This window comes from Streptomyces sp. NPDC004031 (genome assembly GCF_053604375.1).
On sequence record NZ_JBSGHL010000046.1, the window covers coordinates 1 to 25251 of the forward strand.

Consider the following 25251-nt stretch of genomic DNA (forward strand, 5'->3'; position numbering starts at 1 on the left):
TGCCTCGTTCCTTGACCGATGTTCTTTTTTTCTTGCGCTCCTGGTTGCTGCCCCCCCCTCCCTGGGGGGGGGGGGGGGGGGGGGGGGGGGGGGGGCACGACGGTGTCCTTCACCCTGCCCCTCGCCCTCGCCCCCGCCACGAGCGGCGGGGGCGGGGCGACCTCCACGGCCGGGTAGGTCACCCCGCCGTCACGCCCGGTCGGTGGTCGCGGACCGCTCCCACGGCCAGCCCGTGCTGCGGCCGCGGCTGAGCAGGTCGATCATCGTGAAGAGCTTGTCGCTGAAGCCGCCGATCTCGTAGCGGTGCGGCGTGCTGGTGTCGATGGCGGCCGGGGCGTATCCCGCGGAGTTGACGCCGAACAGCGGGGTCTGGGGCGGGACGGCGCGGGAGACGGTCAGACCGCCGCTGTTGCCGGGCCACCGGAAGGCCTGCATGTCGGAGAACAGGACGACCCGGTCGTGGCCGCGGTACGCCGCCTTGAGGGCGGCGACCGTCTCCGTGCCGTGGCCGACCTCGCCGACCCGGCGGGTGAACGCCTCGGCCTGCCGCAGCACCGCACCGCCCTTGGCCAGCGGGTGGCTGAACGTCCCCGAGGCGAAGCCCACGAGGTCCACGTCGCAGCCGCGGGCCGCGAGCGCGACCGCGAACAGCGCGCCGACGTCCACGTGCCGCACCGTGCTGCGCGCCGAGACCTGCGCCTCCATCGACCCGGACGTGTCGACGAGCACCAGCGTGCGGCCCGGCATCGCCGGGACGTTGGCCGTGGCGGCGCTCAGCGCCTGCTCCAGGGCCTGGCCCCAGCGCAGCGACGGCGCCGCGCGGTACGCGGACAGGAAGCGGAACGGGAACTGCCGCGACCGGCGCACCTGCTCCGGGTCGGACAGCCGCGCCGCGACCGCCGCGGCGACGTCGTCGCCGACACCGGCCTCGTCGAAGTTGCGCAGGTTGCGGGTCAGCGCCATGAGCCCCATGTGCGGGGCGACCGCCGACCACGCGGCCGCGTCCATCGGGCCGAGGCTCGACAGCTGCTCCCACGTCATCCCGGCGGCGCCGAGCCGCGCGGGGTCCGCGAGGAACCACGCGCGCCGCTCCGCCTGCGGCATCGCGGCCGCCGCCCGGTAGGCGCTCAGCACCGGCAGCCGGGCGGTGACCCGTACCTCGGGCCGCTTCCAGCGCCGGTCGGCGAGGTAGTCGAAGAGGTCCGCCTGCCACGGGCCCGCGGGCACCGGCTTGGCCAGCGCGACGACGTCGGCCATCCGCCACGCGGCGCCGGTGCCGTCGTACTTCAGCGCGGCGCGCTCGGTGTACAGGCGGGTCACCGCGTCAGCGACACCGCGCTGCACCCCGCCGGGCAGTGTCGCCTTGCCGGTGCGCGCCTTCCAGTACGCCACGAACTCCGCGGGCTCGTCGGCCCGCAGCATCGCGTCGGAGACCATCTTCCGTACCGGGACGGACGGTTCGCGGCGCAGCCCGCCCGCGCGGCGGGCGAGCGCGGACTCCGCGGCCGTCACGATCGCCGCCGAGCGCATGTTCATCTCGCCGCGCAGATACGGCACAAAACGCGCGACCCAGTCGGGATCGGCCTTCGTCGCGGCGTGCACCAGGTCGCGGAAACGGGTGTCGCGGGCATCGCCGGACTCGTAGAAAGAGGCCTCGCCGACCATGTTCACGGCGGCGAAGAGAAACAGCTCGCTCTTCACGCCGCGCCGGTACGCGGCGCCGCCCTCGAATGTCGTCGTGGTGCCGCTGGTGCTCAGGGGGCTGGTGGGCGCGGAACGCGCGCGGGCGAACTTGGCCATCTCGGTTGCCTTTTCGGGAAAAGCGCGGTCCGGCGGCACGCGGAACCACGGAATTTCTGGCCCGGAGGGGCGGGAAATCCGGAATCCACGGATCCGGTGGACCGGCTGGACGGAAATGTCCGGGCCGTCGGCGGACGGACGACCTGCGAGGCGCCGCGAGTACCTGTCGCAAGAGCTACGTTTGGTGCTCTGCCCCTGAGCTACGGAGCCATGGCGGCTCCGGCGGGATTCGAACCCGCGACCTCCCCGTTAGCAGCGGAAGTATGCCCTCACTGCGCTTCGCGGCGCCTGTGCAGTTGTCGTACCGTCGCCGTGCGCGGATGCGCCGGCCCGGCCGCGAGGCGACCGGATCGGGGAGACAGCCGGAGTCAGGAAGCAGGCGAGTACCAGGTCGTGCGGGCTACTGAGCAACAGAGCCCGAGGACTCCGGCGGGACTCGAACCCGCAACCACTCATTACCAGAGAAGTAAGCCCGTACTGCGCTTCGCCTGCCACCTGAATCCGGTTGTCTTCCCCGAAGGGTGCTGCGAGTACCCGTGGACCGGGGGTTTCGGTATTCGATGGTTTCGAAGGAACCCCCTGTCAGCGCTTCGCGGCAGTCCTCACTGTAGGGCGGGCGGGCCGCGGCTTTCCAAGGCTTTTTCCCTGCCGCGCAGGGCGACTTGGCATACTGGCCGCATGACGGCAGCGGCGGAGGGGGACGGGGGCGCGCCCCGTGCGGCCCGCACCCCGGGCGGTACGGCGTGGCGCGCGGCGGTGCTGGTCGTCCTCGCCCTCGTGCTCATACCCGGCGGCTGCGCGCTCGGGTACAAGCTGGTCGGCTACGACGTCCGGCTGGGCATGGTCGCCGCCTTCCCCGTGGCGGTGTGCGTCGCCGCCCCGACGGTGGTCTGGCTGCGCGCCCGGCAGGGCCACATCGCCGTCCCGCTGCTCGGCACCGTGCTCGCCGTCCTGTCGGGCGCCACCCTGCTGCACGACCACCGCGCGGTGTATGCCGGCCACGCGCTGCACCTGCTGCGCTCCGGCTCGGCGGTGTACGAGGAGGCCCTCTTCGCGGCCGGCGCGGTGGCCGCGCTGCTCGCGCTGGTCGTCGCGGCGATCGACGGCCACCTCCACCCGCGCGGGGACTGAACCCCGCTCCCGGAGGCACCCGACAGCCCGCCCGGCGGCGAACGGGAACGCTCGGGCTCTTCCGTACGCGCGTAGAATCCCGCATCATTGCGGTGTTCCACCTTGCACTGCCGGCACATCAGTCGCATCCGGCCCAGCCCGGGGCCGGGTCCGCACGAGGCACGAGAGACCGCTCCGCCCGCAAGCGCGCACCGCCGGGCCCCGCCCGGAACGGCACGGCCCGTACCCCCCCCGCACGGCCCGCACGGAGATCCGTACCGCTCGTCGGCCTGCGGGGACCGCACACGGCAGCACCGGCACCACCGCACCCTTCCGCCGCACCCCCGGCGCATCACCGCAACGGCACGTCACCGCAACGGCACGTCACCGCAACGGCGCGGGCACGTAGCCCTCTCACGATCTTGTCATGGGCATGAAAAATTGTGGTTCTCGTCCCCGCGCACACCCACCCCCGCGCCGCCGCCGCGATGCGCGCACACCGCCGTTCATCGCATTGTCATGCACAGGTCACAAAAGTCGGCCTGTGCCACCGTCCGAAAGGAACGCGACATGGCCTGCGGATCGACCTCCCTCTGGGCCGGTGAAGCCACCTGGTTCTGCTGCGGCAACGCCTGGGGCTCCTGCGGCAGCGCCGGCACCGGCGCCTGCGGCACCTGCCAGTCCGGCAAGAACATGGCCGCCTGGCCCAACCTCTCCGCCGCCTGCTACGACATCACCCGCCCCGACCTGTGCGGCGAGGGCATGCCGCGGCGCACCTGCGGCGCGACCATGAACGTCAAGCACCAGTGCTCCGGCGCCTCCGTGTGCGTCACCCTCGCCGACTGCGGCCCGCGCACCAAGAGCTTCTGCGGCGAGGCCACCTGCTGCAACGGCGCCTGCCGCACCAACCGGGTCATCGACCTGACGCCGTCCGCCTTCTCCGCGATCGGCAGCCTCAGCTCCGGCAAGGTCCCGGTCTACATCTACGAGTGACCGCGGCGCCCCCACCCCACCCCCAGGAAGGACGACATGAGCCACAGCCACGACAACGGCGGGCGCCACCTGGACCGCCGGCGCTTCCTGACCACGGCCGCTATCGGCGGGGCCACCATCGTCGGCGCCTCCGCGCTCGGCGGCCTCGACGCCGAGGCCGCCTTCGCCGAGCCCATGCCCTCGCTCGACGCGGCGATCCCCGCGGCCTTCGCCGAGGGCCGCGTCGTCGCCATCAACCGCAACGTGCTGGACGTCGCCGGCTCGCACGGCGAGCGGCACCTCGTCCAGCTCACCAACGCCACCAGCATCTGGAAGCTGCGCACCACCACCGCCGAGGCCGTCGAGCCCGGCGACGGCCTCTACGCGCGCGGCGCCGTCATGCCCGACGGCACCATCGCCGCCGACGCGGTGTGGGTCAACATCGTCAACGTCTACGTCACCATCCGCGGCATCGCCAAGGACCGGCTGCACCTCAGCCACGGCGGCAACGAGGTCGTCGGCCACATCGTGCCCGACACCACCACCGCCTCCTACCTCGGCGGCGCGCTCACCGCCGACCTGTCCCGCACCCGCATCGGGCAGGAGGCGCAAGTGCTCGGCGCCTGGCGGCCGTCCGACGGCCACATCGACATGGCCCGCGTCTCGCTCGGCCACTGACGGGAGGCGCCATGATTCCGCTGGTCTCCAACCTCGCGCCGCTGGTGTGCGCGGTGCTGCTGGTGGCGACGGGCGCCGGCAAGGCGTTCGGCCGGCAGACCGCCCAACTGGCCGCGAACACCGTGCTGGTGCGCGTGCTGGGCGACGGGCGCCGCGCCACGCTCGCGCTGCGCGCCATCGGGGCGGTCGAACTCGCCCTGGCCGCAGCGCTGTTCGCCGTACCCGACACGGTGGCACCGGGCGCCGCGACCGTCGCGCTCGGCGTCGGCTTCACCGGCTACCTGGCCTACGCCCGGTCCACCGCGCCGGAGTCGTCGTGCGGGTGCAGCGCCCGCGCGGAGGGCCCGATCGGGGTGCGCGCCTTCACCCGGGCCGGGCTGGTGGTGGCCGGCGGGGCCGTGGCCGCGACCGCCGACGCCCCGTGGTGGTCGCAGGTCTCCGACCGCCCGGCCGGATCCGCGGCCGTCCTGGTGCTCGCCGCCGCCGTACTGGCGGTGCTCGTCGCCGACCTCGACCGGACGCTGCGGGTGCCGCTGCGGCGGGCCCGGCTGCGGCTGTTCGGCCACCCGCTGCCGCCGGGCGGCGGCGCGGGCGAGCGGGTGCCGGTCGCCGCGAGCGTCGAACTGCTGGAGAACTCGCTGGCCTGGCAGTCCGCCATGCCGATCGTCCGCTCCGGGCTGCTCGACCACTGGGACGACGAGGGCTGGCGGGTGCTGCACTACACCGGCGCCTACCGGGACGCCCGCGGCACCCACCCGGCCAGCGTGCTCTTCGCGCTGGACCTCACCCTCACCGTGGACTCCGCGCCGCACCCGGCGGTGCGGGTCTCGGTGATCGACGACGTGACCGGCGAGGTGGTCCCGTCCGCCGTGACACCCCCTGTCGCACGGCGGGCACCGCTCCCCATGACCACCTGACCGGCCCGGCCCGCGCCCCCGTCCGGCAGCCGCCCGGACGGGGGCCGCGGTGCGCCGGGCCGCCGCGTCTCAGGCCGCGTCGGCGGCCCGCGGGGTCGGCAGGAAGGTCACGATGCGGCGGCGCGGGTCGTGCGCGGGGGAGGAGACGAGCGTGCGGACGTACTGCGGCGGGCCGCCCGCGGGCGGGACCAGCAGCCGCACCTGGCCGTCGTTGTGCAGCGAGATCCGGCTCGACTCGTCCACCGCCCGCCACAGCGCGGCCAGTTCCGGATCGACGGTGCCGCGTCCGGTGATCTCCGCGACCACGGACCGCAGTTCGGGGCTGCGCCCGGTCTCCGCCTCCAGCCGCAGCTGCCGCAGATACGGGGTGGCCCAGCCGGTCGCCCAGTCGCCGCACAGCCGCCGCGCGTACGGGCTGAACAGCACGAAGCGCAGCAGGTTGGCGGGTGCCCGCTCACCCGCGGCCAGGAACAGCCCCTGCCAGGCGGCGTTGCTCTCCTCGATCCGCCACCCGGCGTCCACCGCGAGCGCCGGTACCGGCAGCAGCCGCAGGTACGACGTCCAGCCGCTCACCGCCCCGGGGTCCGGGCGGCCGGGACCGCGCGGCGGGAAGCCTCCGCTGGCCACCACCCACAACTCGTCGCGCCGCCCGGCGTCCAGGCCCAGCGCGGTGGCGAGCGCGTCCAGCCGGTGCGCCGGGATGCTCCGGACGCCGCCCTCCCAGTCCTGGTACAGCCGCGTCGAGACGCCCACCCGCGCGGCCACGTCCTGCTGGCTCAACGCGCCGCGCGCGCGGCGCGCCTGGCGGAGGAAGCCGTGGATGAGCGGCGGAGGGCCCTCGCGGTACGCCGCCATCGTGCATCTCCTCCGATCCCGGGATCCGGCCACGGCGGGCGGTGGCAGAGGTGCGGCACCGCGTGGCGACTGGCGCTCCGATGCTCCGTGCCGGTCGCGAAATGTGTCAACCGGCGCCCGCCGCGCGGCAGATGACCTGCGGTTCCGGGCATGGTCCGGGAAACGGCGGGAAGTGACACTCCGTCGGCCAGGATCGGTCCGGCCCCGGCGACCTGCGACTTTGCGCCGCGGGGCCGAATCGGCGCCCTTGCGCCGCCGGGTACGGCGGGTCTGTCCACATTGGTACGTGTCCCATTTTGGACAACAGATCGGCGAGAGGAGCCAATTACCTGCTCACAGGCTTGCCGAGCGCTGACAGGGGAACAAAAGGCCTGATCGGGAGGTGTGGATGCGTAGGCCAGCGTTCGTGGCGGAAGGGGCGCCGCGTCGGGTACGAATTCTCCCGTTGGTACACACCACGGCCCGGCGACGGGACGCGGCGCGTACCGGCGGAACCGCGTTCCGCACCGCAGCACCCGCAGTCGTCGCATCACCTGTAGGACCCTGCACCACTCCGCTCCCGGCTTCGGCCCCCGTGACCGCGGCCGGGGTGCGCCGAAGGCCACCGGTCGGCTCTGCCCGGTTCGGGGGGGAGCCTTCGGCGAGTCGTGTGGAGGGCCGGCATGTCCCGCCGGCCCTCCACCACGTCACGCGCTGCCGTCTCCTGGAGGTCGTCATGGCGTACGAGCCGCCCGCCGATCCGTCCGCGCCCGCGCCGCCCTGCGCGCACGCGCCCGCGAAGGGCGTACGGGACGGCGCCGGGAACGACGCACCGCCCCCGCCGCGCGACCGGATCGGCTTCACCGCCGCCGACCCCTCGGCCACCCGCCGCCGCCTCACCGACCTCGTCGCCGCCCTGCGCGCCACTGCCGAGCACGCCGCCGCCGCGGGCCCCGACGACCCGGCGGTGGACTTCCCCGCCTCCGCCGAGAGCGGCGACTACGCGGCGCTGCTGGCCGCCTTCGCCGACCTCGACGACCTCGCCGACCTCGACGAGCCGGAAGGCGCCGCGCCCGTGCCGTGCCCGGAGCGCCCGGCCACCGGAATCGGCCCCGTACCGGGCGGGGCGGCCGCGACCGTGCTGGGCCTGGAGCGGGCCGTCGTCGACTTCTGCACCGACCTCGCGCTCGGCGACCGCCGCCGCGTCCACGGCCAGGTGACCGGCGGCGCCGCCGAGGGCCTGCTCGGCGGGCTGACGGCGGCGCGGCGCGCCCTGCCCGGCGCGCCGCTGTACGTCACGGCCGCCGCGCACCACGCCACCCTCCACCACGCCTGCCGCCTCGGGCTGGACGTCGTCCAGGTCCGGCAGGGCGAGGACGGCGCCATGGACCCCGCGGCGCTGGAACAGCTCACCGCCGCGCGCCCCGGCGGCGCGATCGTGCTGGCCACCGCGCACACCGCGGGCGGCGAAGGCGGCGACGACCTGGCCGCGATACGGGCCGCCGCCACCCCCGCCGGACCGGTCCACGTCCACGTCGAGGCCGGACCCACCGGCCTGACCGCCCCCTTCGGGCACCGCGGCCTCGCCTGGGACCTGCGCGACGGCGCCGACAGCCTCTCCTTCACCGCCCACCGCCTGCTCGGTCTGCCCGTGCCCTGCGGGGTGCTGCTCACCGCCGGCGCCGTCCCGCCCGAGCGCGGCGACGCGGGCCGCACCGACGCGGGCCGCACCCCCAACCCGCTGGCCACCGCCCTGCTGTGGGCCGCGCTGCGCGACCGCGGGTACGACGGGGTGCGCGCGCTCGTCCACACCTGCTACGCGACCGCCGACTACGCCGCCGGGCACATCACCGCCGCCGGCTACCACGCGGTGGCCACCGGACACGGTCTGACCGTGCGCTTCCCCCGCCCCACCGCCGAGGTGTGCGCCCGCTGGCGGCTCGCCACCGCCGGCCCGTACGCCTGCCTGACCGCCCTCCCGCCCGTCACCCCCGCCCGGGTGGACGCCCTCTGCCGCGACCTCTTCGCCGGAGGCCCGCTGCCGACCGTTCCCTTCCCCCGCCCGGCCTCCGAGCCCCGGACCGCGTGGGTGACCCGATGACCGCACCGACCAGCACCGCCGGACACACCCTCAGACCGGCGCCCGACCCGGGCAGAGCCGGGCGCCGCCGCACCCGCACGCTTGGCGACGTGCGGGTGCGGGCCCACCTTCCGCGGCTCCCGCGGACCGGCCGTCCCGCCCGCGTCGGCCCCGCCACCGGCGCGGCCCCTTCCCCGCGGGACGGCTGACATGCCCACCCCTCACCCGTACGAGCCCCCGACGCCGGACGCGCACGCCTCCGGCGCCTCGCCATGGGGGTACGGCACCTGGGCGGCCGCGGCCGCACCCGGCGACCACGAGCCGGAACCCGGCCCGTACGGCGGACGGGAGCCCGGGGCCGCGGGCGGGACGGGCGCGGAGTGGCTGGTGCCCGTCAGGGTGCCGGTCATCCCCGTCGCCACCACCCCGTGGACCGGCGACTGGTTCGGCGCCGGACCCGCCGACGCCGCGCCCGTCACCCCGGTGAGCGTGGCCGTCCTGCCCGGCGGCACCGTCCACACCTGGGGCACCGTCATGTCGCAGGCCCGCGGTCTCGCCGACGACACGCACCCGGCGTGGTCGGCCGCGGCCTGGCAGGCCCGCGAGAGCGGCCGCGCCACCCACGTCGCCGTCGGCCACCCCGACGGCCGGGTCGAGCGGCTGCTCGTCGAGGCCGACGGCACCGCCCACCCGGCACCGCGGCCCGCACCGCCGGTGCCCGCGCGCCGCCCGCCCGACCCCTGCTGGGGCGACCCGGCGGACATGCCGCACGACCTGTGCGCCCTCGCCGTCGGCGCTGACCCCGACCCGTCCGCCGCCCTCGGCCGCGCCGCCGGGGACGCCGCCCGCGACGGCGACTGGCCCGCCGCCACCCACTACGCCACCGTCGCCGCCGCCCGGCTGCACGCCCAGGGCGCCTCGGCGGGCGCCGACAAGGCCGCCCGGCTCGCCGTCACCGCATGGCTGCGCACCGCCGACACCCCCGACACCGCGGCGCTCGGCTTCTCCCTCGTCCACCTGCTCATCTCGACGCTGCCCGGACTCCAGGGCCCGATCGCCGCACTGCTGCGCCGCCTCGCCGACCACCTCCCGGCGGCGCCCCGCTGAGCCCGCGCACGCCGGGGCGTGCCGTCACACCCCGGTGAAGAGCCCCGCGAACTCCTCGTCGCGCGCCAGCTTCAGGCCCGCCTCGAAGCGGCTCGCGGCGTTCAGCCGCTCCATCAGCTTGGCGATCGCGCGCTGCACCGTACGGCGGTGGACACCCAGCTTGCGGGCGATCTGGTCGTCGCTGAGGCCCGACGCCATGAGCCGGATGATGACCCGCTCCTGGGCGGTGACCGCGTCCGCGTCCTCCGCGCCGCCGCCCGCCGAGGACACCAGCGGCCGCCCGCGCAGCCAGAAGTCCTCGTACACCGCGCGGAAGGCCCGCATCAGGGCCGCGCCGCGCACCACGATCAGGGTGTCCGACGGGTGTTCGGGGTCCGCGGCCATCAGCGCCGCGTCGGAGTCGAAGGTCAAGAGGTCGAAGGGCGCGTGGTCGATGAGCCGCAACTCCACGCCCGCGTCGGCCAGATCGTGCAGCCAGCGGGCGTACTTCGGCGACGCCAGACACGACATCGGGTAGATCGCGCGGCTGATGATCCCGCGCTCCATGAGCGAGCGGTCGTGCGCCAGCGAGGCCTCCAGGACCTCGATCGCCGGCATCGGCCCCGGGTGCATCGAGTCGATCCGCTCCCGTGCCGCGTCCGACAGATCCAGCCGGATGCGCTGCTTGCGCCGCGGCTCGGAGACGAACTCCACGGCCACCTCACGCGTTTCGCGCGTCTCACGCTGGACCGCGGGCCGGTAGACGGCCAACAGCGCCTCCGTGACGCGCTGCAGCCGCACCCCGTTGCGCAACTGCTCGGTGGCATTGGCCTGGTAACGGTCCATCGCGCGGGCGAGCGCCGCGTCCGGATCGACGGCCTCCGCGACCCCGTCACGTATCTGCACCAGCCCCAGATCCGCCAACCGCCCCCAGCCGCGCCCGCCCTGGACCTCGTCCAGCTCCGCGGCCGCGTACAGCTCGGCGGTGGACGGCGGGCTGCCGCCCGTCATCCTGCCGCGGGCCCGCAGCGCCTCGTACAGCGCCAGCGCCGCGTCCTCGTCCCGCTGCGTACCGACCACACCGCCCGGACCGCCTGCCGCGGCCCCCGGCGGGCGGCCGTCCCCGCTCGGCACCGGAAGCATCCGTCCACCCCCACCTTCCCGGGCGACCCGGCGCCCCACCCGGATACGGGGACGCTCACGCCCCCGGGGTACCCCGTGCTCCCCGCGTATCCGCGCCGGCCGCAGCGCGCCGCGCACATCCGGAGCCGGCGCCCGCCGGGGCGGTGACACCCCCGCGCCCGCGGCCCGCGCCGCGTCGGCCGTCGTGGCCGCTTCCGCCGCGGGACGGCATGTGACGCCTCCGGCTCCACTTTCGGATCATAGTGTGCCGGATCCCGTCCGAGACGGCTCGGGCACTGCCCGTTCCGGCAGTGCCCGCGCGCCCGCCGTCAGAGGTCGAACTCCTGCGGGTTGAGCCCCACCGCGAAGCACGCCTCGCGCACCACGCCCTTCTCCGTCGCGTCGAAGTCGCCGTCGGCGCCGCCGATGACGATGCCGATCTGGATCACCGCACGGGCCTCCGTCGGCTTCTTCTGCACCTTGGCGATCTCCTGGAGGATCCCCACCTTGCCGAACGCGAAGTCGGCGGTCAGCTTGCCCAGGTAGTCGTCGAAGCGCCGCTGGAGGTCCTGCGCCGGGAAGTTCTGCAGCACCTCGTTGGTGCCGATGAGGGCGGCGACGCGCTGCCGCTCGGACGGGTCGACCGACCCGTCGGCGGCCGCCACGAGCGCGCACATCGCCATGCTGGCGTCACGGAAGGCGCCGCTCTTGAGGTCGTTCTTCTTGGCGTTGAGCTGCGCCTGCATGTTCGTGGCGGACTCTTTGAAGCGGTCCCACAGGGCCATGGGGGGTTTCTCCTCGTACGGACGGTTCGTTTCGCCCAGAGAACTCCGCGACCGCGTTCCGGAGTTCCCGGCCCCCGCCGCGGCGGCTCGGGGGGCCACAGGACTCAGGTGGTCAGGACGACCTTGCCCGTCGTCCCCCTCGCGGTGAGCGCCGCGTGCGCGGCGCCCGCGTCCTGGAGGGCGAAGGGCTGGACGCCCGGCACGAGCGTGCCCTCCGCGGCAGCCGCGAGCGCCGCCGACTCCAGGGCGCGCAGCCCCTCCGGCGTGCCGGTGAGCTTCGCCAGCGCGGGCCCGACCAGCGGCCGGGAGTCCACGCCCGGCACGGCCTCCGCGGGGCCGCCGGAGGCCCAGCCGTAGACGAGGTGCCGTCCGCCGGGCGCCAGCAGGCCCAGCGCGGCGGTGGCCGCGTCACCGCCGACGCCGTCGAAGACGACGGTCGCCGCGCGCTCGCCGCCGAGCACCGTCCGCACCTCGTCCGTCCAGCCCGGCCGCCGGTAGTCCACCGCGGCGGCGCCCAGCGCGCGGACCGCCGCGACCTTGTCGGGCCCGCCCGCGACACCCACGACGTCCGCCCCGAGCGACAGCGCGTACTGCACGAGCAGCGTGCCGATCCCGCCCGCCGCCGCGAGCACGACGACCGTGTCCTGCGGTGCCAGCTCCGCGAGCCGCAGGATGCCCAGCGTGGTGCGGCCGGTGCCGATCATCGCGACGGCCGCGCGCAGATCCAGCGTGTCCGGTACGGCGTGCAGCCGCGCCTGCGGTACGACCGCCAGCTCCGCGTAACCGCCGGGCGCGGTGCCGAGGTGGGCGACGACGCGCTGCCCGAGCCACGCCGGGTCGGCGCCCGGACCCACCCGGTCGACGGTCCCGGCGACCTCCCGGCCCGGCACGGTCGGCAGCTCCGGCAGCGGGATCGGGCCCGAGACCCGCCCCTCCCGCAGCCACGTGTCGACCAGGTGCACCCCCGCTGCCGCGACCGCCACCCGCACCTCACCCGCGCCCGGCTCCGGGTCCGGCACCTCCTCGTACCGCAGCTCCTCGGGCCCCCCGAACTCGTGCAGTCGTACGGCAAACACGTCCTCGCCCTCCGCTCCCGCCGCCCGCAGCGGCGCCTGCCCCCAGCCAACCCCGCCCGGCGGGCCCGGCCAATCGGCCTTTCGCCCTAGGACGGGAGGCCCCCGGCGGATTCCGGCTGGCCGGACGTCGCCGAGTTCCCGCCGTTCGGCGGTGGAAAGGTGGGAGGAATCCAGGGCGTGACGTGGCCGCCCTGCGGGGGCAGCAGTCCCTCCTGGGTGCCGCGGTCGCGGCGCCGGGCGAGCGTTTTTGGGGGCGCGGGGAACTGCGCGAGAAACCACCCACCGGCCGGTGGTCCGGAAACGACAGCAACTGCCCCTTCGGGCGGGGGGCTACCCGCACCCCTGATGGTTGCCCCCGCAGGGTCAGACGCGGGGGTAGCGGGCCAGGAGGGTCCAGAGGGCGGGGTTGGCGGACAGGGTGTCGTGCATGTCGGTCAGGTCGGCCACGACGTCGTGGAGGAAGTCGCGGGCCTCGCGGCGGAGGTCGGTGTGGCGGACGGGGAGCGGGGGCTCGTCGGGGAGCCAGTCCGCGGTGACGTCGACGAAGCCGAAGCGGCGGACGAAGCGGAGCCGGTCCGGCGACTCGGTGAAGTCGAACTCCGCGTGCTGGGGGCGGGCGGCGCGGCTGCCCGCGGGGTCGCGGTCGAGCTGTTCGGCGATGTCGCACAGCGCCCACGCGAAGTCGAGGACGGGCACCCAGCCCCACGCGGTGGCGAGTTCGCGCTCGCCCTCGGCGATGTAGACGTCGCCGCAGAAGAGGTCGTGCCGCAGGGCGCGGACGTCCGCGGTGCGGTAGTCCGTCTGCGGCGGGTCCGGGAAGCGGCGGGAGAGGGCGTAGCCGAGGTCGATCACCGGTCGATCGTCCCAGACCGGCGGACCGGAGCCGCGCCCCCAGCCCCCCGGCCCCCAGCCCCCCCGGCAAGGGGACCGCAAGGGGACGGCGCCCCTCCCGGCTGTGGGGGAGGGGCGCCGTCGAAGGGCCCTGCGTGGACGGGGGACGTCAGAGGCTGACGCCGAAGTCCGTGGCGATGCCCGCGAGGCCCGAGGCGTAGCCCTGGCCGACCGCGCGGAACTTCCACTCCGCGCCGTTGCGGTACAGCTCGCCGAAGACCATCGCGGTCTCGGTGGCGGCGTCCTCGCTCAGGTCGTAGCGGGCGATCTCCGCGCCGCCGGCCTGGTTGAGGATGCGGATGTAGGCGTTGCGCACCTGGCCGAAGTTCTGGCTGCGGGACTCGGCGTCGTAGATGGAGACCGGGAAGACGATCTTCTCGACGTCGGCGGGCAGACCGGCCAGGTTGACGTTGATCGCCTCGTCGTCGCCCTCGCCCTCGCCCGTGCGGTTGTCGCCGGTGTGGACGATGGTCTGGTCCGGCGTCTGCTTGTTGTTGAAGAAGACGAAGTGCGCGTCGGAGTAGACCTTGCCCGTCGCGTTGACCGCGATGGCGCTCGCGTCGAGGTCGAAGTCCGTGCCGGTGGTGGTACGGACGTCCCAGCCCAGGCCGACCGTCACAGCCGTCAGGCCGGGCGCCTCCTTGGTCAGAGAGACGTTTCCGCCCTTGGTCAGGCTTACCGCCATGGGAAGTCCCCTTATGTCTGGTCGTAGGTGTCGCGATCGAAACTACCGTCATCGGACTGAACGCGGACCGGGGATCTCGTGGTTCCGCACCTGGCGCTAATTCCGATGCGCCGGGGACGCGCACGCGCGACCATGGAAGACATGTACGGGCCACTGACCATCCGCGGTTCCGTCTCCGTGCCGGAGGCGGAGCTGCTGTGGCGTTTCTCCAGGTCGTCGGGTCCCGGCGGGCAGCATGTGAACACCTCGGACAGCCAGGTGGAGCTGCGGTTCGACCTCGCGGCGACCGAGGCGCTGCCGCGGGTGTGGAAGGACCGCGCGCTGGAGCGGCTGGCGGGACGGCTGGTGAACGGCGTGGTCACGGTGCGCGCCTCCGAGCACCGCTCGCAGTGGCGCAACCGGGAGACGGCCGCGACGCGGCTCGCGGCGCTGCTGGCCGAGGCGACGGCGCCGCCGCCGAAGGCCCGGCGCCCGACGAAGATCCCGCGCGGTATCAACGAGCGGCGGCTGCGGGTGAAGAAGCAGCGCGGCGAGACCAAGCGGGGCCGCTCCGGCGGCAGCTGGGAGTGACCCCGGGCCCGTTCCGCGGATCCGGCGGCCCCCGGGGGGCTCAGCGCAGGAAGCGGTAGCGCCCGCGGAAGTAGGCCAGCGGGCCGCCCTCCGCGCTCGGCGTGCGGGCGTCCAGGACGTGGGCGACCACGAGCGTGTGGTCCCCGGCGGGGACGCGCTGCGCGGTCTCGCACTCCAGTATCGACAGCGCCCCGCCGAGCACGGGCGCGCCCGAGTGCTCGCCGCGGTAGTAGGAGATGTCCTCGAAGAGCAGCCGGTCGCTGACCCGCCCGCGCAGCGCGAAGCGCCCGGCGATGTGCCGCTGGCTCTCGCTGAGCACGGAGGCGGCCCAGCGCGGCTGCCGTTCGAGCAGTTCGTCCATCCGGGACCCGGTGCGTACGCTCACCAGCACCATCGGCGGTTCGAGGGAGACGGACATGAAGGCGGTCGCGGTCATGCCGACGTCCTCGCCGCGCGGCCCGTCGTCCGGGTCGTGCGCGGTGATGAGGACGACGCCCGCGGTGAGGCGGGTCATCGCGGCGCGGAAGGCATCGGGGTCGACAGTGTGGGCCATGGTGGACCCAGCATGCCGGTCGCTCGGTGAGTGCAGCACGTACCTCACGGTACGGCTCGGTGGACGGATGCGGATCGGGCTGTGGTCGCAGTCATAACCTGTCGCGGTCCTAGGTCCCCGGCCGGGCGTCCGGCTGTACCCTCCGTATTCACATGCTTACGCGATGATGTGACTTGAGTCACAAGCGGCAGATATTGTTGACCCTGTGTACCGACCGCACAGCTCGCTGTGATTCAGTGGCCGGAGTAACCCGGTGCCGGCGGCGTCATCGGATGTATCGCGGAGACACGGGAGTTGGCCGTCCAGGGCGCGGAGAGGGGCATGGATACCGAATCGGAGCCGTATGTCCGCCTCGCGACCCTGCGTCAGCTGCACCAGGTCGTGGCGGACCTCAACACCGCGCGCAGTCTCGCCGACACCATCCAGGCCGTCGCCGACGGTGTGGTCACCGGCCTCGGCTACGACCTCGCCGCCGTCAACCTGGTCCGGCCGGACGGCGACCTCGTCGTCGCCGCCTTCGCCGGCAGCGAGGCGGGCGAAGCGCTGCTCACCGGCAAGGTCGGCTCCCGCGCCGCCTGGGACCGGCGCCTCGGCATGGGCCGGCGCTGGGGCTCGCTGCGCTTCATCCCGCACACCGAGGGCTGGGTCCTCAACGACGACGACGTGCCGCAGTGGCACACCGACGGCCCGCTGCCCCGCTTCGCCGACGAATGGCACCCCGGCGACCGCCTCTACGCCCCCATGTACGCCTCCCTCGGCGGCGGCGGAGACATGCTCGGCGTCATATCCGTCGACAGCCCCTCCAGCGGCCGCCACCCCGGCCCCTGGGGCCAGGAAGCCCTCCAGATGTACGCCTTCCAGGCCGGCATCGCCATCAGCAACGCCCGGCTGCGCGCCAACATGCAGCGCGCCCTCGTCCGGCTGGAACGCGACCAGCAGGCACTGCGGGCCAGCGAGGAGAGCTTCCGGCAGGCCTTCGAGTACGCGCCCAGCGGTATGGCCATCGCCGAGATGGGCGGCGACCAGCACGGCAGGCTGCTGCGGGCCAACGACGCGCTGTGCCGGCTGCTCGGGCGCAGCGCGTCCGTCATGCGCCGCTACTCCTTCTCCGACCTCGTCCACCCCGAGGACGTCGGCCTGCTGCTGCGCACCTCCGCCGAAGGGGGCCGCGCGGAACTGCGGCTCGCGCGCCGCGACGGCACCTACGTGTGGGTGTCGCTGCGCAACTCCGTCGTCGCCGACACCACCGACGGGCCGCGCTTCCTGCTCACCCACGTCGAGGACATAGAGGACCGCAAGAGCCGCGAACTGCAGCTCGCCCACCGCGCCAGTCACGACTCCCTCACCGGGCTGCCCAACAGCGCGGAACTGCGCTCCCGGCTCACCGCCCGGATCTGCAACCGCCCCGGCGACAAGGACGCGGCCGCGCTCGCCGCGGAGGTCCAGGGACCCGACGAGTTCGCTTTCAGCTACGGCTACGGGCCCGACGAGCTGGCCTCGCCGCTCGGGGCGATCGGCTACGACTCGCACACCCATGTCGCCGTGCCCGACGAGCGCGACCCCGCGCCCGGGAAGGGGCTCGCCGTCCTCTTCTGCGACCTCGACGGCTTCAAGTCCATCAACGACCGCTTCGGCCACCACACCGGTGACGCCGTCCTCATCGAGGTCGCCCGCCGGCTCACCGGCGCGGTGCGGGACGGCGACACCGTCGCCCGGCTCGGCGGTGACGAGTTCGTCGTCCTCGCGGACGGGCTCGCGCCGGCGGACGCGGCGGATCTCGCGGTGCGGTTGCGCAACGCGATCACCCCGCCCATCCGTGTGGACGGCCGCGCCGTCCGCGTCGGAGCGAGCTTCGGTGTCGGCTGGGCCGGCTGCGGGATGACGGTGGAGGAGATCCTCCACTCCGCGGACCAGCGCATGTACGTGGAGAAGCGCAGCCGCTCCTCCTCCTCCCCCCGCCCCAGCCACCGCCGCGCGGGCTGACCCCCCCGCTCCGGGGTGATGGGCCGCCCGGGGCGCCGGCCCCTTCGTGGGGGAAGATCGGGCCATGGGTGAAAGTGAAGAGGAGGCGCGGCGGACCGCCGCGCTCAGGGCGTGCGGGCGCGTGCTCGCGAACCCCCCGCGGGAATCCGTCGCGGAGCGGCTCGCACGGCTCGTGAGGGAGGGCTCGGAGGCGTACGACACCACCGAGCCCGTCGACCTCTACGGCGACGAGAAGAGCGTCGTCGGCGAGCTGGAGCGCCGCACGGCGGAACTGCTGGGCACGGAGGCGGCCGCGTACTTCCCGACCGGCACGATGGCCCAGCAGGTGGCCCTGCGGGTGTGGGCGGGCCGAACGGGCAACCCCCTGGTGGCCCTGCATCCGCTGGCGCATCCGGAGATGTACGAGCGGGACGCGCTGAGCGTGCTGACGGGCCTGCGGACCGTGCATCCGACGCGGGACCCGCGGATGCCCTCCGCCGAGGAGGTCGCGGATCTCGACGAGCCGTTCGGCGCGCTCATGCTGGAGCTGCCGCTGCGGGTCGCGGGCTATGTGCTGCCGACGTGGGACGAGCTGACGGCGACGGTCAAGGCGGCCCGCGAGCGGGACGCCGTCGTGCACTTCGACGGTGCCCGGCTGTGGGAGTGCGCGCCGCACTTCGGGCACACGCTCCAGGAGATCGCGGGCCTGGCCGACAGCGTGTACGTCAGCTACTACAAGTCGCTGGACGGCATCTCGGGCGCCGCGCTGGCCGGTTCGGCGGATTTCGTGGCGGAGGCCAAGGCGTGGCGGCACCGCTACGGGGGGCAGGTCTTCATGCAGTTCCCGGCGGTGCTCTCGGCCCTGGCGGGTCTGCGGGGCGAGCTGCCGCGGCTGCCGTCGTACGTGGCGCACGCCCAGGTCGTGGCCCGTGCGCTGCGCGAGGGGCTGGCGGCGGGCGGTGCGACGTGGCCGCGGACGTATCCGGACGCGCCGCACACCCACCAGTTCCAGGTGTGGCTGCCCTACCCCGAGGACGTCCTCAACCGGGCGGCGCTGGAGCAGGCCGAGGAGCGCCGCGAATCGCTCTTCGGGCGCTACCAGTTCTTCGAGCCGCGGCTGCCGGGCCTGTCGATGCTGGAGATGACGGTCGGGCGTGAGGCCCTGGAGTGGACGGAGTCCGACATCCACGCGGCGGCGGCCGACTTCGCGCGCCGTCTGCCCTGAGGGCTCGCCGCCGGCGGGGCGGATCCCGCCGGCGGCGCCCGCTCAGGCGCGCAGCAGCAGCTTGCCGGTCGTCGCCCGGGACTCCACCAGGCGGTGCGCCTCGCCCGCCTCGGCGAGGTCCAGCTCCGCGGTCACGGGCAGTTCGACGCCCCCGTCGAGCACCGTGCGGAAGGCCGCGTCGGCGAGTTCGCGCAGCCGCGCCGGGTCCTGCGCGGCGAGCCCCATGAGGGAGAAGCCCGCGACGGACTGGGCGGCGGGGTAGACGTCGGCGGGCCCGATCTGCCAGGGCGCGGCATTGCCGGAGTTGCCGAAGGAGACGAGCCGGCCGAAGCGCGCGGTGACGGCGAGGGTCCGGCGGAAGGTCTCGCCGCCGACCGCGTCGAGGGCGATGTCCACGCCCCGCCCGCCGGTCGCGGCGAGCACCTGCTCGTCGAAGTCGGTGGCGAGGAAGACCTGGTCGTAGCCGGACTTCAGGGCGTGCGGCGCCTTGTCCATGCTGGAGACGACACCGTAGACCGCCTTCGCCCCGCCCAGCCGGGCCAGTTGGCCGGCGACCGTGCCGACGCCGCCCGCGGCGCCCTGCACCAGGACGGTGTCGCCCTCGCGCAGCCGCGCGATGTCGTGCAGCACGCCGTACGCGGTCGGCATCACGGTCGGCAGGGTCGCCGCGGTGCGCAGGTCGAGCCCGGCGGGCACGGCGAAGGCGCTGGCGGCGGGCACGGCCGCGATCTCGGCGTAGCCGCCGCCGCGGACGAACGCGGCGACCTCGTCGCCCGGGGCGTGCCCCGTGACGCCCTCCCCGACGGCGAGCACGCGCCCGGCGACCTCCAGGCCGGGCCGGAAGGGCAGCGCGTCGACCTGGTAGCCCTTGGTGCGGGCCATGATGTCGGCGAAGTTGACGCCCGCGTAGGCGACGGCCACGGTGATCTCGCCGGGGCCCGGTTCCGGATCCGGCACCTCCACGAGCCGCAGCACGTCCGGTCCGCCGAACTCCTCGATGACGATCGCGCGCATGGCGCCTCCCCGTAGTCCTCGTCCGTCCACTGCGTCGCTTGTCTCGCAGCGGTGTCGATCAAACGCACCGGACTTCGCTTTTGATTCCGCGTCGGTCCGGGCCCCCTACCCGCTCCCGGGGCGGTTCAGCCCCGGGAGCCCGGGTCACAGCCCGCCGCCGCCCGCCCGCACCAGACCCGACTCGTACGCCAGGACGACCGCCTGCACCCGGTCGCGCAGGCCCAGCTTGGTGAGGATGCGGCCCACGTGCGTCTTGACCGTCGCCTCCGACAGCACGAGCTTCGCGGCGATCTCACCGTTCGACAGGCCCTGCGCGACCAGCAGCAGCACCTCGCGCTCGCGGTCGGTGAGCTTGTCCAGCTCCTTGTGCCGCGGCTCGGACTCCGGGGCGGGCAGCATGGGCGTGAAGCGGTCCAGCAGCCGCCGGGTCGTGCTGGGCGCCACGACCGCGTCCCCGCTGTGCACCGCGCGGATCGCGGCCAGCAGCTCGTCCGGGGGGACGTCCTTGAGCATGAAGCCGGCCGCCCCCGCCTTGAGCGCGGCGAACGCGTACTCGTCCAGGTCGAAGGTGGTCAGGATGAGCACCCGCGGGCCGTCCTCGCGCTCCCGGTCGCCGCCGCAGATCCGCCGGGTCGCCTCCACCCCGTCCATCCGCGGCATCCGCACGTCCATCAGCACCACGTCCACCCGGGTGGCGCGCAGCACCTCCAGGGCCTCCGCGCCGTCGCTCGCCTCCGCGACGACCTCCATGTCCGGCTGCGCGGCCAGCACCATCCGGAAGCCGGTGCGCAGCAGCACCTGGTCGTCCACGAGCATGACCCGGATTCCCATCACGTCCCCATCCGTCACTTCACGACTCCGTTCAGCGCCCGGTCCGCAGCGGAAGCACCGCGCTGATCCGGAAACCCCCGCCGGGCCGCGGCCCGGCCGTCAGCGTGCCGCCGACCATGCCGATCCGCTCCCGCATACCGATCAGGCCCTGGCCCAGGCCGTCCCGGCCGCCCTCCTCGTACAGCGCGTCCGCGCCGCCCCGCCCGTCGTCCTCGATCAGCAGATCCAGCTCCTGCTCGCCGAAGCCCAGCACGACACTCGCGCTGGCCCCGTCCCCGCCGTGCTTGCGCACGTTCGTCAGCGCCTCCTGGACGATGCGGTACGCCGTCAGCTCCACACCGCTCGACAGCGGCCGGGCCTGCCCCGCGACCTCGAACCGCACCGGCAGACCCGCGCCGCGCACCTGGTCGATCAGGTCCGCGAGCTGGTCCACCCCCGGCTGCGGCACGTACTCGCCGCCCGCGTCGTCCCCCGCCCGCAGCAGGCCCAGCAGCCGCCGCATCTCCGCGAGCGCCTGCCGGCCCGTCGTGGAGATCGTGCTCAGCGCCTGCCGCGCCTGGTCCGGGGCGGCGTCCATGACGTACGCGGCGCCGTCCGCCTGCACCACCATCACCGAGACGTTGTGCGCCACCACGTCGTGCAGCTCCCGCGCGATACGCGCCCGCTCCGCCGCCACCGCGGCCTTCGACTGCGCCTCCCGCTCCCGGTGCATGCGCTCGGCGCGCTCCTCCAGCTGCGCGTAATACGCCCGGCGGGTACGCAGCCGGTCGCCGATCACCCACGACAGGGCGAAGATCACCGTCAGGAAGAACGTCTGGAGCAGCGTCGTCCAGATCGTCGAGTACTTGTCGTCCGGTGGCCACCGCGCCATCGCGATCGGCGTGGCCAGCAGCCCCCCGGTCAGCGCGACCCGCGAGGACCAGCGGGTGCCGGTCGCCGCGCACGTGTAGATGATCGCGAGCATCGCGGCGTCGCCGGGGTTCGGCGCCTTCACGTCCAGCGCGAGCTGGGCCAGGCCCGTCGCGATCGCCAGCAGCAGCATGCGCTCGGGCGCGCGGCGGCGCAGCGCGACGACCGTGGCCAGGGCCATCGACAGCGGCACGGCGGCGACGCGCGCCGCGGGCGAGGGGGTCGCGTCCGCGGCGATCCACACGGCGCACACCATCAGGAGGACGACGGCCCAGAAGGTGTCGACCCCCGTCGGGTGGCGTCGGAAGAAGTCGTAGATGCGCTGCACATAACCCAGCGTAAGGAGCGTGGCGCTCCGCGGGGTCACCCCTCGGACCGATCCCACGTCCACCTTGGGGTGGACCCCGCCCCCGCCCCCGTACGCCCGCGGGCGCCCCTTTGCGGGCGAGGGCACTCGTTTTTCAGGGGCGCGGGGTACTGCGCCACAAGCCCACCACCGGCAGAAGGCCGCGACGCCCGCCGTAGGGGGAGTTGGGCGCGTCACAGAAGGGCGCCCCCCGCAGGGGGTTCGCGTAGGATTGACGAGAACCCGAGCGGGAGGCGACATGGTGGAGGAACGGCCGGGACGGCTGACCGTGGGGGTCGTGGGCGCGGGCCGCGTCGGCCCGGCCCTGGCCGCCGCGCTCGCACTGGCGGGGCACCGCCCCGTCGCCGCCTCCGGCGTGTCGGAGGCGTCCCGGCGGCGCGCCGAAGCCCTGCTGCCCGGCGTGCCGATGCTGGAGCCCGGCCAGGTGCTGGCGGCAGCCGACCTTGTGCTGCTGACCGTCCCGGACGACGCCCTGCCCGCCCTGGTGAGCGGCCTCGCGGAGACCGGCGCCGTACGCCCGGGGCAGCTGATCGTGCACACCTCGGGCCGGTACGGCACGTCCGTGCTGGAGCCGGCCCTGCGCGCCGGGGCCCTGCCCCTCGCGTTGCACCCGGCGATGACGTTCACGGGCACCCGGGTGGACGTGCAGCGGCTGGCGGGCTGCACGTTCGGGGTGACGGCGCCCGGTGAGCTGCGCCTGGCCGCGGAGGCGCTGGTCATCGAGATGGGCGGGGAGCCGGAGTGGATCGCCGAGGAGGCCCGCCCGCTCTACCACGCCGCGCTGGCGATCGGCTCGAACCACCTGGTCACGCTGGTCGCGCAGGCGAGGGACCTGCTGCGTACCGCGGGTGTCGAGGAGCCGGGCCGGATGCTGGGCCCGCTGCTGGGCGCGGCCCTGGACAACGCGCTGCGTTCCGGTGACGCGGCCCTGACGGGCCCGGTGGCCCGCGGCGACGCCGGCACGGTCGCCGCCCACCTGCGCGAGCTGCGCGCCCACGCGCCCGAGGACGTGCCGTCGTACGTCGCGATGGCGCGGGCCACCGCGGACCGCGCGCTGGCCAACGGCATGCTCAAGGCCGAGTCCGCGGAGGCGCTGCTGGGCGCCCTGTCGGACGACCCCACCCACCGAGACGAGGGCACCGTATGACCGAGCTGGTCCACCACGCCGGGGAGCTGCCGCCCGCGGCCGCCGTGGTCATGACCATGGGCGCCCTGCACGAGGGGCACGCCTCGCTGATCCGCGCCGCCCGCGCCCGCGCGGGGGACGGCCGGGTCACGGTCACGGTCTTCGTCAACCCGCTGCAGTTCGGGCCGAACGAGGACCTGGACCGCTACCCGCGCACCCTGGACGCCGACGTGAAGCTCGCCGAGCAGGCCGGCGCCGACGTCGTCTTCGCGCCCGCCGCCGACGAGGTCTACCCCGGCGGGCAGCCGCGGGTGCGGATCGGCGCGGGCCCGATGGGCGAGGGCTTCGAGGGCGCGTCCCGCCCCGGCCACTTCGACGGCATGCTCACCGTCGTCGCGAAGCTGCTGCACCTGACGCGCCCGGCGGTCGCCGTCTTCGGGCAGAAGGACGCCCAGCAGCTCGCACTCGTCCGCCGTATGGTCACCGACCTGAACTTCCCCGTCGAGATCGTCGCGGCCCCGACCGTCCGCGAGGCCGACGGCCTGGCCATGTCCAGCCGCAACCGCTACCTGTCGCCCGCCGAGCGGACCTCGGCCCTCGCGCTGTCCCGCGCCCTGTCCGCGGGCCGGGACGCCGTACCGGACGGCCCCGCGGCCGCCGCGCGCGCGGCCCGTGCGGTCATGGACGCCGCCGCGTCGGCCGAGCCGCCCGTCGTTCTCGACTACTGCGCCCTCGTCGACCCCGCCGACTTCACCGAGGCGGGCCCCGGGCACACCGGCCCCGCCGTGCTCGCCGTCGCCGCCAAGGTCGGCAGCACCCGCCTGATCGACAACATCCCGCTGGAATTCGGAGCCGCGTCATGACCGCATCGGGAGCCGGCCCCGCCGGCAGCAGCACCGGCATACGCCTGCACGCCCCGGCCCCGGGCTGGGCCATAGGCGCCGACGTCGTGGTCGTGGGCTCGGGCGTGGCGGGGCTGACCGTGGCGCTGCGCTGCGCCGCGGCGGGCGCGAAGGTCACCGTCGTGACCAAGGCGCACCTGGACGACGGCTCGACCCGCTGGGCGCAGGGCGGTATCGCCGCGGCCCTCGGCGAGGGCGACACCCCTGAGCAGCACCTGGACGACACGCTCGTCGCGGGCGCGGGCCTGTGCGACGAGAACGCGGTCCGCACGCTCGTGAGCGAGGGCCCCGGCGCGGTCCGCCGCCTCATCGCGACCGGCGCCCGCTTCGACTCCGACCCGGCGACGGGCGAGATCCTGCTCACCCGTGAGGGGGGCCACCACCGCAGCCGTATCGTCCACGCGGGTGGTGACGCGACGGGCGCCGAGGTCTCCCGGGCGCTCATCGACGCGGTTCGCGCGGCGGACATCGAGCTGATCGAGAACGCGCTCGTGCTGGACCTGCTGGAGGACGCGCGGGGCCGTACCGCGGGCGTGACGCTGCACGTCATGGGGGAGGGGCGGCGGGACGGCGTCGGGGCGGTCCACGCGCCCGCCGTGGTGCTGGCGACGGGCGGCATGGGCCAGGTCTTCTCGGCGACGACCAACCCGCCGGTCTCCACGGGCGACGGCGTGGCGCTGGCGCTGCGCGCCGGGGCCGAGGTCTCCGACATCGAGTTCGTGCAGTTCCACCCCACCGTGCTGTGGCTGGGCCCGGACGCCGAGGGCCAGCAGCCGCTGGTGTCGGAGGCCGTGCGCGGCGAGGGCGCCTACCTGGTGGACGCCGACGGTGTGCGCTTCATGGCCGGGCAGCACGAGCTGGCCGAGCTGGCGCCGCGCGACATCGTCGCCAAGGCCATCACCCGCCGCATGCAGGAGACGGGCGCGGAGCACATGTTTCTGGACGCCCGGCACTTCGGTGCGCGGATGTGGGAGGAGCGCTTCCCGACGATCCTGGCGGCGTGCCGCGCTCACGGCATCGACCCGGTCACCGGGCTGATCCCGGTGGCCCCGGCCGCCCACTACGCCTCCGGCGGTGTCCGCACCGACCTGCACGGGCGCACCACCGTGCCGGGCCTGTACGCGTGCGGCGAGGTCGCCTGCACCGGTGTGCACGGCGCGAACCGGCTCGCGTCCAACTCGCTGCTCGAAGGCCTGGTCTTCGCCGAGCGCATCGCCGACGACGTGATCTCCGCCGTGACCGGCGGCGGCGCGCGGCCCGCCGAGGCCGTCGTCCCGGAGACCGGCGGCGCCCCGCTGCTGGCCTCCGAGGCGCGCTACGAGGTGCAGCGCATCATGAGCGCGGGCGCGGGGGTGCTGCGCAGCGCCGAGTCGCTGACGGCCGCCGCGGGCGCCCTGGAGCGGCTGCACACCGCGGCGGTGGAGGCGTACGACCGCGAGGGCAAGACCGCCGAGCCGTGCGTCGAGACATGGGAGGCGACCAACCTGAGCCTGGTCGCCCGGGTCCTGGTGGCCGCCGCCCGGCGCCGTGAGGAGACCCGCGGCTGCCACTGGCGCGAGGACCGCCCCGAGCGTGACGACCGGGACTGGCGCCGGCACCTCGTCGTCCGGCTGACCCCGCACCGTACGCTCGACGTCCGCACCACCGGCGGGCAGGACTTCCCGCCGGTCGGCGGCGCGCGGGCGGACGGCTGAGTCGGGGATGATGGGGCCCGGGGGCGTCCGCCGCACCCGGCCCCGCACCGCCGTGGCCCGCT

The 25251-nt window shown here is 74.9% G+C and carries 23 protein-coding genes; 12 read left to right on the plus strand and 11 right to left on the minus strand.

The features are described from left to right. Positions 1 to 189: 189 nt before the first annotated feature. On the minus strand, positions 190 to 1800 hold the full coding sequence (locus tag ACWERV_RS26020; protein ID WP_452937311.1) for a TROVE domain-containing protein: 1611 nt from the start codon (positions 1798 to 1800) through the stop codon (positions 190 to 192). 678 nt (positions 1801 to 2478) lie between these two features. Between ACWERV_RS26020 and ACWERV_RS26025 the strand changes: the two genes are divergently transcribed. The 4 genes from ACWERV_RS26025 (at position 2479) to ACWERV_RS26040 (ending at position 5477) form a co-directional block, all read left to right on the plus strand. Then, positions 2479 to 2931 (plus strand): hypothetical protein, encoded by a 453-nt coding sequence (locus tag ACWERV_RS26025; RefSeq protein WP_452937314.1) that lies wholly within the window; start codon positions 2479 to 2481, stop codon positions 2929 to 2931. Between the two features lie 549 nt (positions 2932 to 3480). Further along, on the plus strand, positions 3481 to 3903 hold the full coding sequence (locus ACWERV_RS26030; protein WP_398192203.1) for an RlpA-like double-psi beta-barrel domain-containing protein: 423 nt from the start codon (positions 3481 to 3483) through the stop codon (positions 3901 to 3903). 36 nt (positions 3904 to 3939) lie between these two features. Continuing rightward, positions 3940 to 4560: a twin-arginine translocation signal domain-containing protein gene (locus ACWERV_RS26035; protein ID WP_452937317.1), complete on the plus strand. Its 621-nt coding sequence runs from the start codon at positions 3940 to 3942 to the stop codon at positions 4558 to 4560. Between the two features lie 11 nt (positions 4561 to 4571). Then, positions 4572 to 5477 (plus strand): MauE/DoxX family redox-associated membrane protein, encoded by a 906-nt coding sequence (locus ACWERV_RS26040; protein ID WP_452937320.1) that lies wholly within the window; start codon positions 4572 to 4574, stop codon positions 5475 to 5477. Between the two features lie 69 nt (positions 5478 to 5546). Here ACWERV_RS26040 and ACWERV_RS26045 read toward each other — a convergent pair whose 3' ends face one another. Beyond that, complete coding sequence (locus tag ACWERV_RS26045; protein WP_452937323.1) at positions 5547 to 6332, minus strand: MmyB family transcriptional regulator; 786 nt, start codon at positions 6330 to 6332, stop codon at positions 5547 to 5549. 715 nt (positions 6333 to 7047) lie between these two features. Here ACWERV_RS26045 and ACWERV_RS26050 point away from each other — a divergent pair. Together ACWERV_RS26050 and ACWERV_RS26055 are read left to right on the plus strand one after the other, a co-directional pair. Then, positions 7048 to 8412 (plus strand): hypothetical protein, encoded by a 1365-nt coding sequence (locus ACWERV_RS26050; protein ID WP_452937326.1) that lies wholly within the window; start codon positions 7048 to 7050, stop codon positions 8410 to 8412. Positions 8413 to 8601: 189 nt separating this feature from the next. Next, a complete protein-coding gene (locus ACWERV_RS26055; RefSeq protein ID WP_398192213.1) occupies positions 8602 to 9498 on the plus strand; it encodes a hypothetical protein in 897 nt (298 codons plus the stop codon). Positions 9499 to 9522: 24 nt separating this feature from the next. Here the strand turns inward: ACWERV_RS26055 and ACWERV_RS26060 are convergent, their stop codons facing one another. The 5 genes from ACWERV_RS26060 to ACWERV_RS26080 form a co-directional block, all read right to left on the minus strand. Beyond that, positions 9523 to 10620: a helix-turn-helix transcriptional regulator gene (locus ACWERV_RS26060; RefSeq protein ID WP_398192215.1), complete on the minus strand. Its 1098-nt coding sequence runs from the start codon at positions 10618 to 10620 to the stop codon at positions 9523 to 9525. A gap of 308 nt (positions 10621 to 10928) precedes the next feature. Next, on the minus strand, positions 10929 to 11384 hold the full coding sequence (locus ACWERV_RS26065) for a tellurite resistance TerB family protein (protein WP_398192216.1): 456 nt from the start codon (positions 11382 to 11384) through the stop codon (positions 10929 to 10931). A gap of 104 nt (positions 11385 to 11488) precedes the next feature. Beyond that, positions 11489 to 12460, minus strand: coding sequence for a zinc-binding dehydrogenase (locus ACWERV_RS26070; RefSeq protein ID WP_452937329.1), 972 nt, complete (start codon positions 12458 to 12460; stop codon positions 11489 to 11491). Between the two features lie 363 nt (positions 12461 to 12823). Further along, on the minus strand, positions 12824 to 13312 hold the full coding sequence (locus ACWERV_RS26075; protein WP_452937330.1) for a hypothetical protein: 489 nt from the start codon (positions 13310 to 13312) through the stop codon (positions 12824 to 12826). Between the two features lie 148 nt (positions 13313 to 13460). Continuing rightward, positions 13461 to 14036, minus strand: a complete 576-nt coding sequence (locus ACWERV_RS26080) for a TerD family protein (protein ID WP_398192224.1) — start codon at positions 14034 to 14036, stop codon at positions 13461 to 13463. Positions 14037 to 14168: 132 nt separating this feature from the next. On the opposite strand from ACWERV_RS26080, the gene arfB reads away from it, so the two are divergent. Then, entirely contained in the window at positions 14169 to 14606 is a 438-nt protein-coding gene (gene arfB / locus ACWERV_RS26085) for an alternative ribosome rescue aminoacyl-tRNA hydrolase ArfB (RefSeq protein WP_452937331.1), read from the plus strand. A 40-nt stretch (positions 14607 to 14646) separates the two neighbouring features. On the opposite strand, the gene ACWERV_RS26090 is transcribed toward arfB, so the two are convergent. After that, positions 14647 to 15159 carry a flavin reductase family protein gene (locus ACWERV_RS26090; RefSeq protein WP_031525224.1) on the minus strand — a complete coding sequence of 171 codons (513 nt, stop codon included), beginning with the start codon at positions 15157 to 15159 and terminating at the stop codon, positions 14647 to 14649. Between the two features lie 321 nt (positions 15160 to 15480). On the opposite strand from ACWERV_RS26090, the gene cdgB reads away from it, so the two are divergent. Both cdgB and ACWERV_RS26100 read left to right on the plus strand, forming a co-directional pair. After that, a complete protein-coding gene (cdgB, locus tag ACWERV_RS26095) occupies positions 15481 to 17142 on the plus strand; it encodes a diguanylate cyclase CdgB (RefSeq protein WP_398192228.1) in 1662 nt (553 codons plus the stop codon). Between the two features lie 64 nt (positions 17143 to 17206). Further along, positions 17207 to 18346 carry a threonine aldolase family protein gene (locus tag ACWERV_RS26100; RefSeq protein ID WP_452937334.1) on the plus strand — a complete coding sequence of 380 codons (1140 nt, stop codon included), beginning with the start codon at positions 17207 to 17209 and terminating at the stop codon, positions 18344 to 18346. A 42-nt stretch (positions 18347 to 18388) separates the two neighbouring features. Here ACWERV_RS26100 and ACWERV_RS26105 read toward each other — a convergent pair whose 3' ends face one another. From ACWERV_RS26105 to ACWERV_RS26115, 3 genes are all read right to left on the minus strand, one after another. Continuing rightward, entirely contained in the window at positions 18389 to 19360 is a 972-nt protein-coding gene (locus tag ACWERV_RS26105) for a quinone oxidoreductase family protein (protein WP_452937336.1), read from the minus strand. 144 nt (positions 19361 to 19504) lie between these two features. Next, a complete protein-coding gene (locus tag ACWERV_RS26110) occupies positions 19505 to 20191 on the minus strand; it encodes a response regulator (protein WP_398192334.1) in 687 nt (228 codons plus the stop codon). 31 nt (positions 20192 to 20222) lie between these two features. Then, positions 20223 to 21428: a sensor histidine kinase gene (locus ACWERV_RS26115; RefSeq protein WP_398192234.1), complete on the minus strand. Its 1206-nt coding sequence runs from the start codon at positions 21426 to 21428 to the stop codon at positions 20223 to 20225. 277 nt (positions 21429 to 21705) lie between these two features. Between ACWERV_RS26115 and ACWERV_RS26120 the strand changes: the two genes are divergently transcribed. Genes ACWERV_RS26120 through ACWERV_RS26130 form a run of 3 tightly spaced genes read left to right on the plus strand, consistent with a single transcriptional unit; the run spans position 21706 to position 25189 of the window. Beyond that, positions 21706 to 22614: a Rossmann-like and DUF2520 domain-containing protein gene (locus tag ACWERV_RS26120; RefSeq protein ID WP_452937340.1), complete on the plus strand. Its 909-nt coding sequence runs from the start codon at positions 21706 to 21708 to the stop codon at positions 22612 to 22614. Continuing rightward, positions 22611 to 23456, plus strand: coding sequence for a pantoate--beta-alanine ligase (panC, locus tag ACWERV_RS26125; protein WP_452937343.1), 846 nt, complete (start codon positions 22611 to 22613; stop codon positions 23454 to 23456). The genes ACWERV_RS26120 and panC overlap by 4 nt, the downstream gene beginning before the upstream one ends. Further along, the gene (locus tag ACWERV_RS26130; RefSeq protein ID WP_452937346.1) at positions 23453 to 25189 is read left to right on the plus strand and encodes an L-aspartate oxidase; all 1737 of its coding nucleotides are present in this window, start codon (positions 23453 to 23455) and stop codon (positions 25187 to 25189) included. The genes panC and ACWERV_RS26130 overlap by 4 nt, the downstream gene beginning before the upstream one ends. Positions 25190 to 25251 lie beyond the last annotated feature (62 nt).

What these genes read in the sequence shown, in the direction of transcription:
- ACWERV_RS26105 (WP_452937336.1), bottom strand. Translation starts at nt 19,360, where the DNA reads ATGCGCGCGATCGTCATCGAGGAGTTCGGCGGACCGGACGTGCTGCGG.
- ACWERV_RS26025 (WP_452937314.1), top strand. Translation starts at nt 2,479, where the DNA reads ATGACGGCAGCGGCGGAGGGGGACGGGGGCGCGCCCCGTGCGGCCCGC.
- ACWERV_RS26040 (WP_452937320.1), top strand. Translation starts at nt 4,572, where the DNA reads ATGATTCCGCTGGTCTCCAACCTCGCGCCGCTGGTGTGCGCGGTGCTG.
- ACWERV_RS26055 (WP_398192213.1), top strand. Translation starts at nt 8,602, where the DNA reads ATGCCCACCCCTCACCCGTACGAGCCCCCGACGCCGGACGCGCACGCC.
- cdgB (WP_398192228.1), top strand. Translation starts at nt 15,481, where the DNA reads ATGGATACCGAATCGGAGCCGTATGTCCGCCTCGCGACCCTGCGTCAG.
- ACWERV_RS26120 (WP_452937340.1), top strand. Translation starts at nt 21,706, where the DNA reads ATGGTGGAGGAACGGCCGGGACGGCTGACCGTGGGGGTCGTGGGCGCG.
- ACWERV_RS26030 (WP_398192203.1), top strand. Translation starts at nt 3,481, where the DNA reads ATGGCCTGCGGATCGACCTCCCTCTGGGCCGGTGAAGCCACCTGGTTC.
- ACWERV_RS26035 (WP_452937317.1), top strand. Translation starts at nt 3,940, where the DNA reads ATGAGCCACAGCCACGACAACGGCGGGCGCCACCTGGACCGCCGGCGC.
- ACWERV_RS26110 (WP_398192334.1), bottom strand. Translation starts at nt 20,191, where the DNA reads ATGGGAATCCGGGTCATGCTCGTGGACGACCAGGTGCTGCTGCGCACC.
- ACWERV_RS26065 (WP_398192216.1), bottom strand. Translation starts at nt 11,384, where the DNA reads ATGGCCCTGTGGGACCGCTTCAAAGAGTCCGCCACGAACATGCAGGCG.
- arfB (WP_452937331.1), top strand. Translation starts at nt 14,169, where the DNA reads ATGGAAGACATGTACGGGCCACTGACCATCCGCGGTTCCGTCTCCGTG.
- ACWERV_RS26130 (WP_452937346.1), top strand. Translation starts at nt 23,453, where the DNA reads ATGACCGCATCGGGAGCCGGCCCCGCCGGCAGCAGCACCGGCATACGC.
- ACWERV_RS26045 (WP_452937323.1), bottom strand. Translation starts at nt 6,332, where the DNA reads ATGGCGGCGTACCGCGAGGGCCCTCCGCCGCTCATCCACGGCTTCCTC.
- ACWERV_RS26090 (WP_031525224.1), bottom strand. Translation starts at nt 15,159, where the DNA reads ATGGCCCACACTGTCGACCCCGATGCCTTCCGCGCCGCGATGACCCGC.
- ACWERV_RS26080 (WP_398192224.1), bottom strand. Translation starts at nt 14,036, where the DNA reads ATGGCGGTAAGCCTGACCAAGGGCGGAAACGTCTCTCTGACCAAGGAG.
- ACWERV_RS26100 (WP_452937334.1), top strand. Translation starts at nt 17,207, where the DNA reads ATGGGTGAAAGTGAAGAGGAGGCGCGGCGGACCGCCGCGCTCAGGGCG.
- ACWERV_RS26050 (WP_452937326.1), top strand. Translation starts at nt 7,048, where the DNA reads ATGGCGTACGAGCCGCCCGCCGATCCGTCCGCGCCCGCGCCGCCCTGC.
- ACWERV_RS26060 (WP_398192215.1), bottom strand. Translation starts at nt 10,620, where the DNA reads ATGCTTCCGGTGCCGAGCGGGGACGGCCGCCCGCCGGGGGCCGCGGCA.
- panC (WP_452937343.1), top strand. Translation starts at nt 22,611, where the DNA reads ATGACCGAGCTGGTCCACCACGCCGGGGAGCTGCCGCCCGCGGCCGCC.
- ACWERV_RS26020 (WP_452937311.1), bottom strand. Translation starts at nt 1,800, where the DNA reads ATGGCCAAGTTCGCCCGCGCGCGTTCCGCGCCCACCAGCCCCCTGAGC.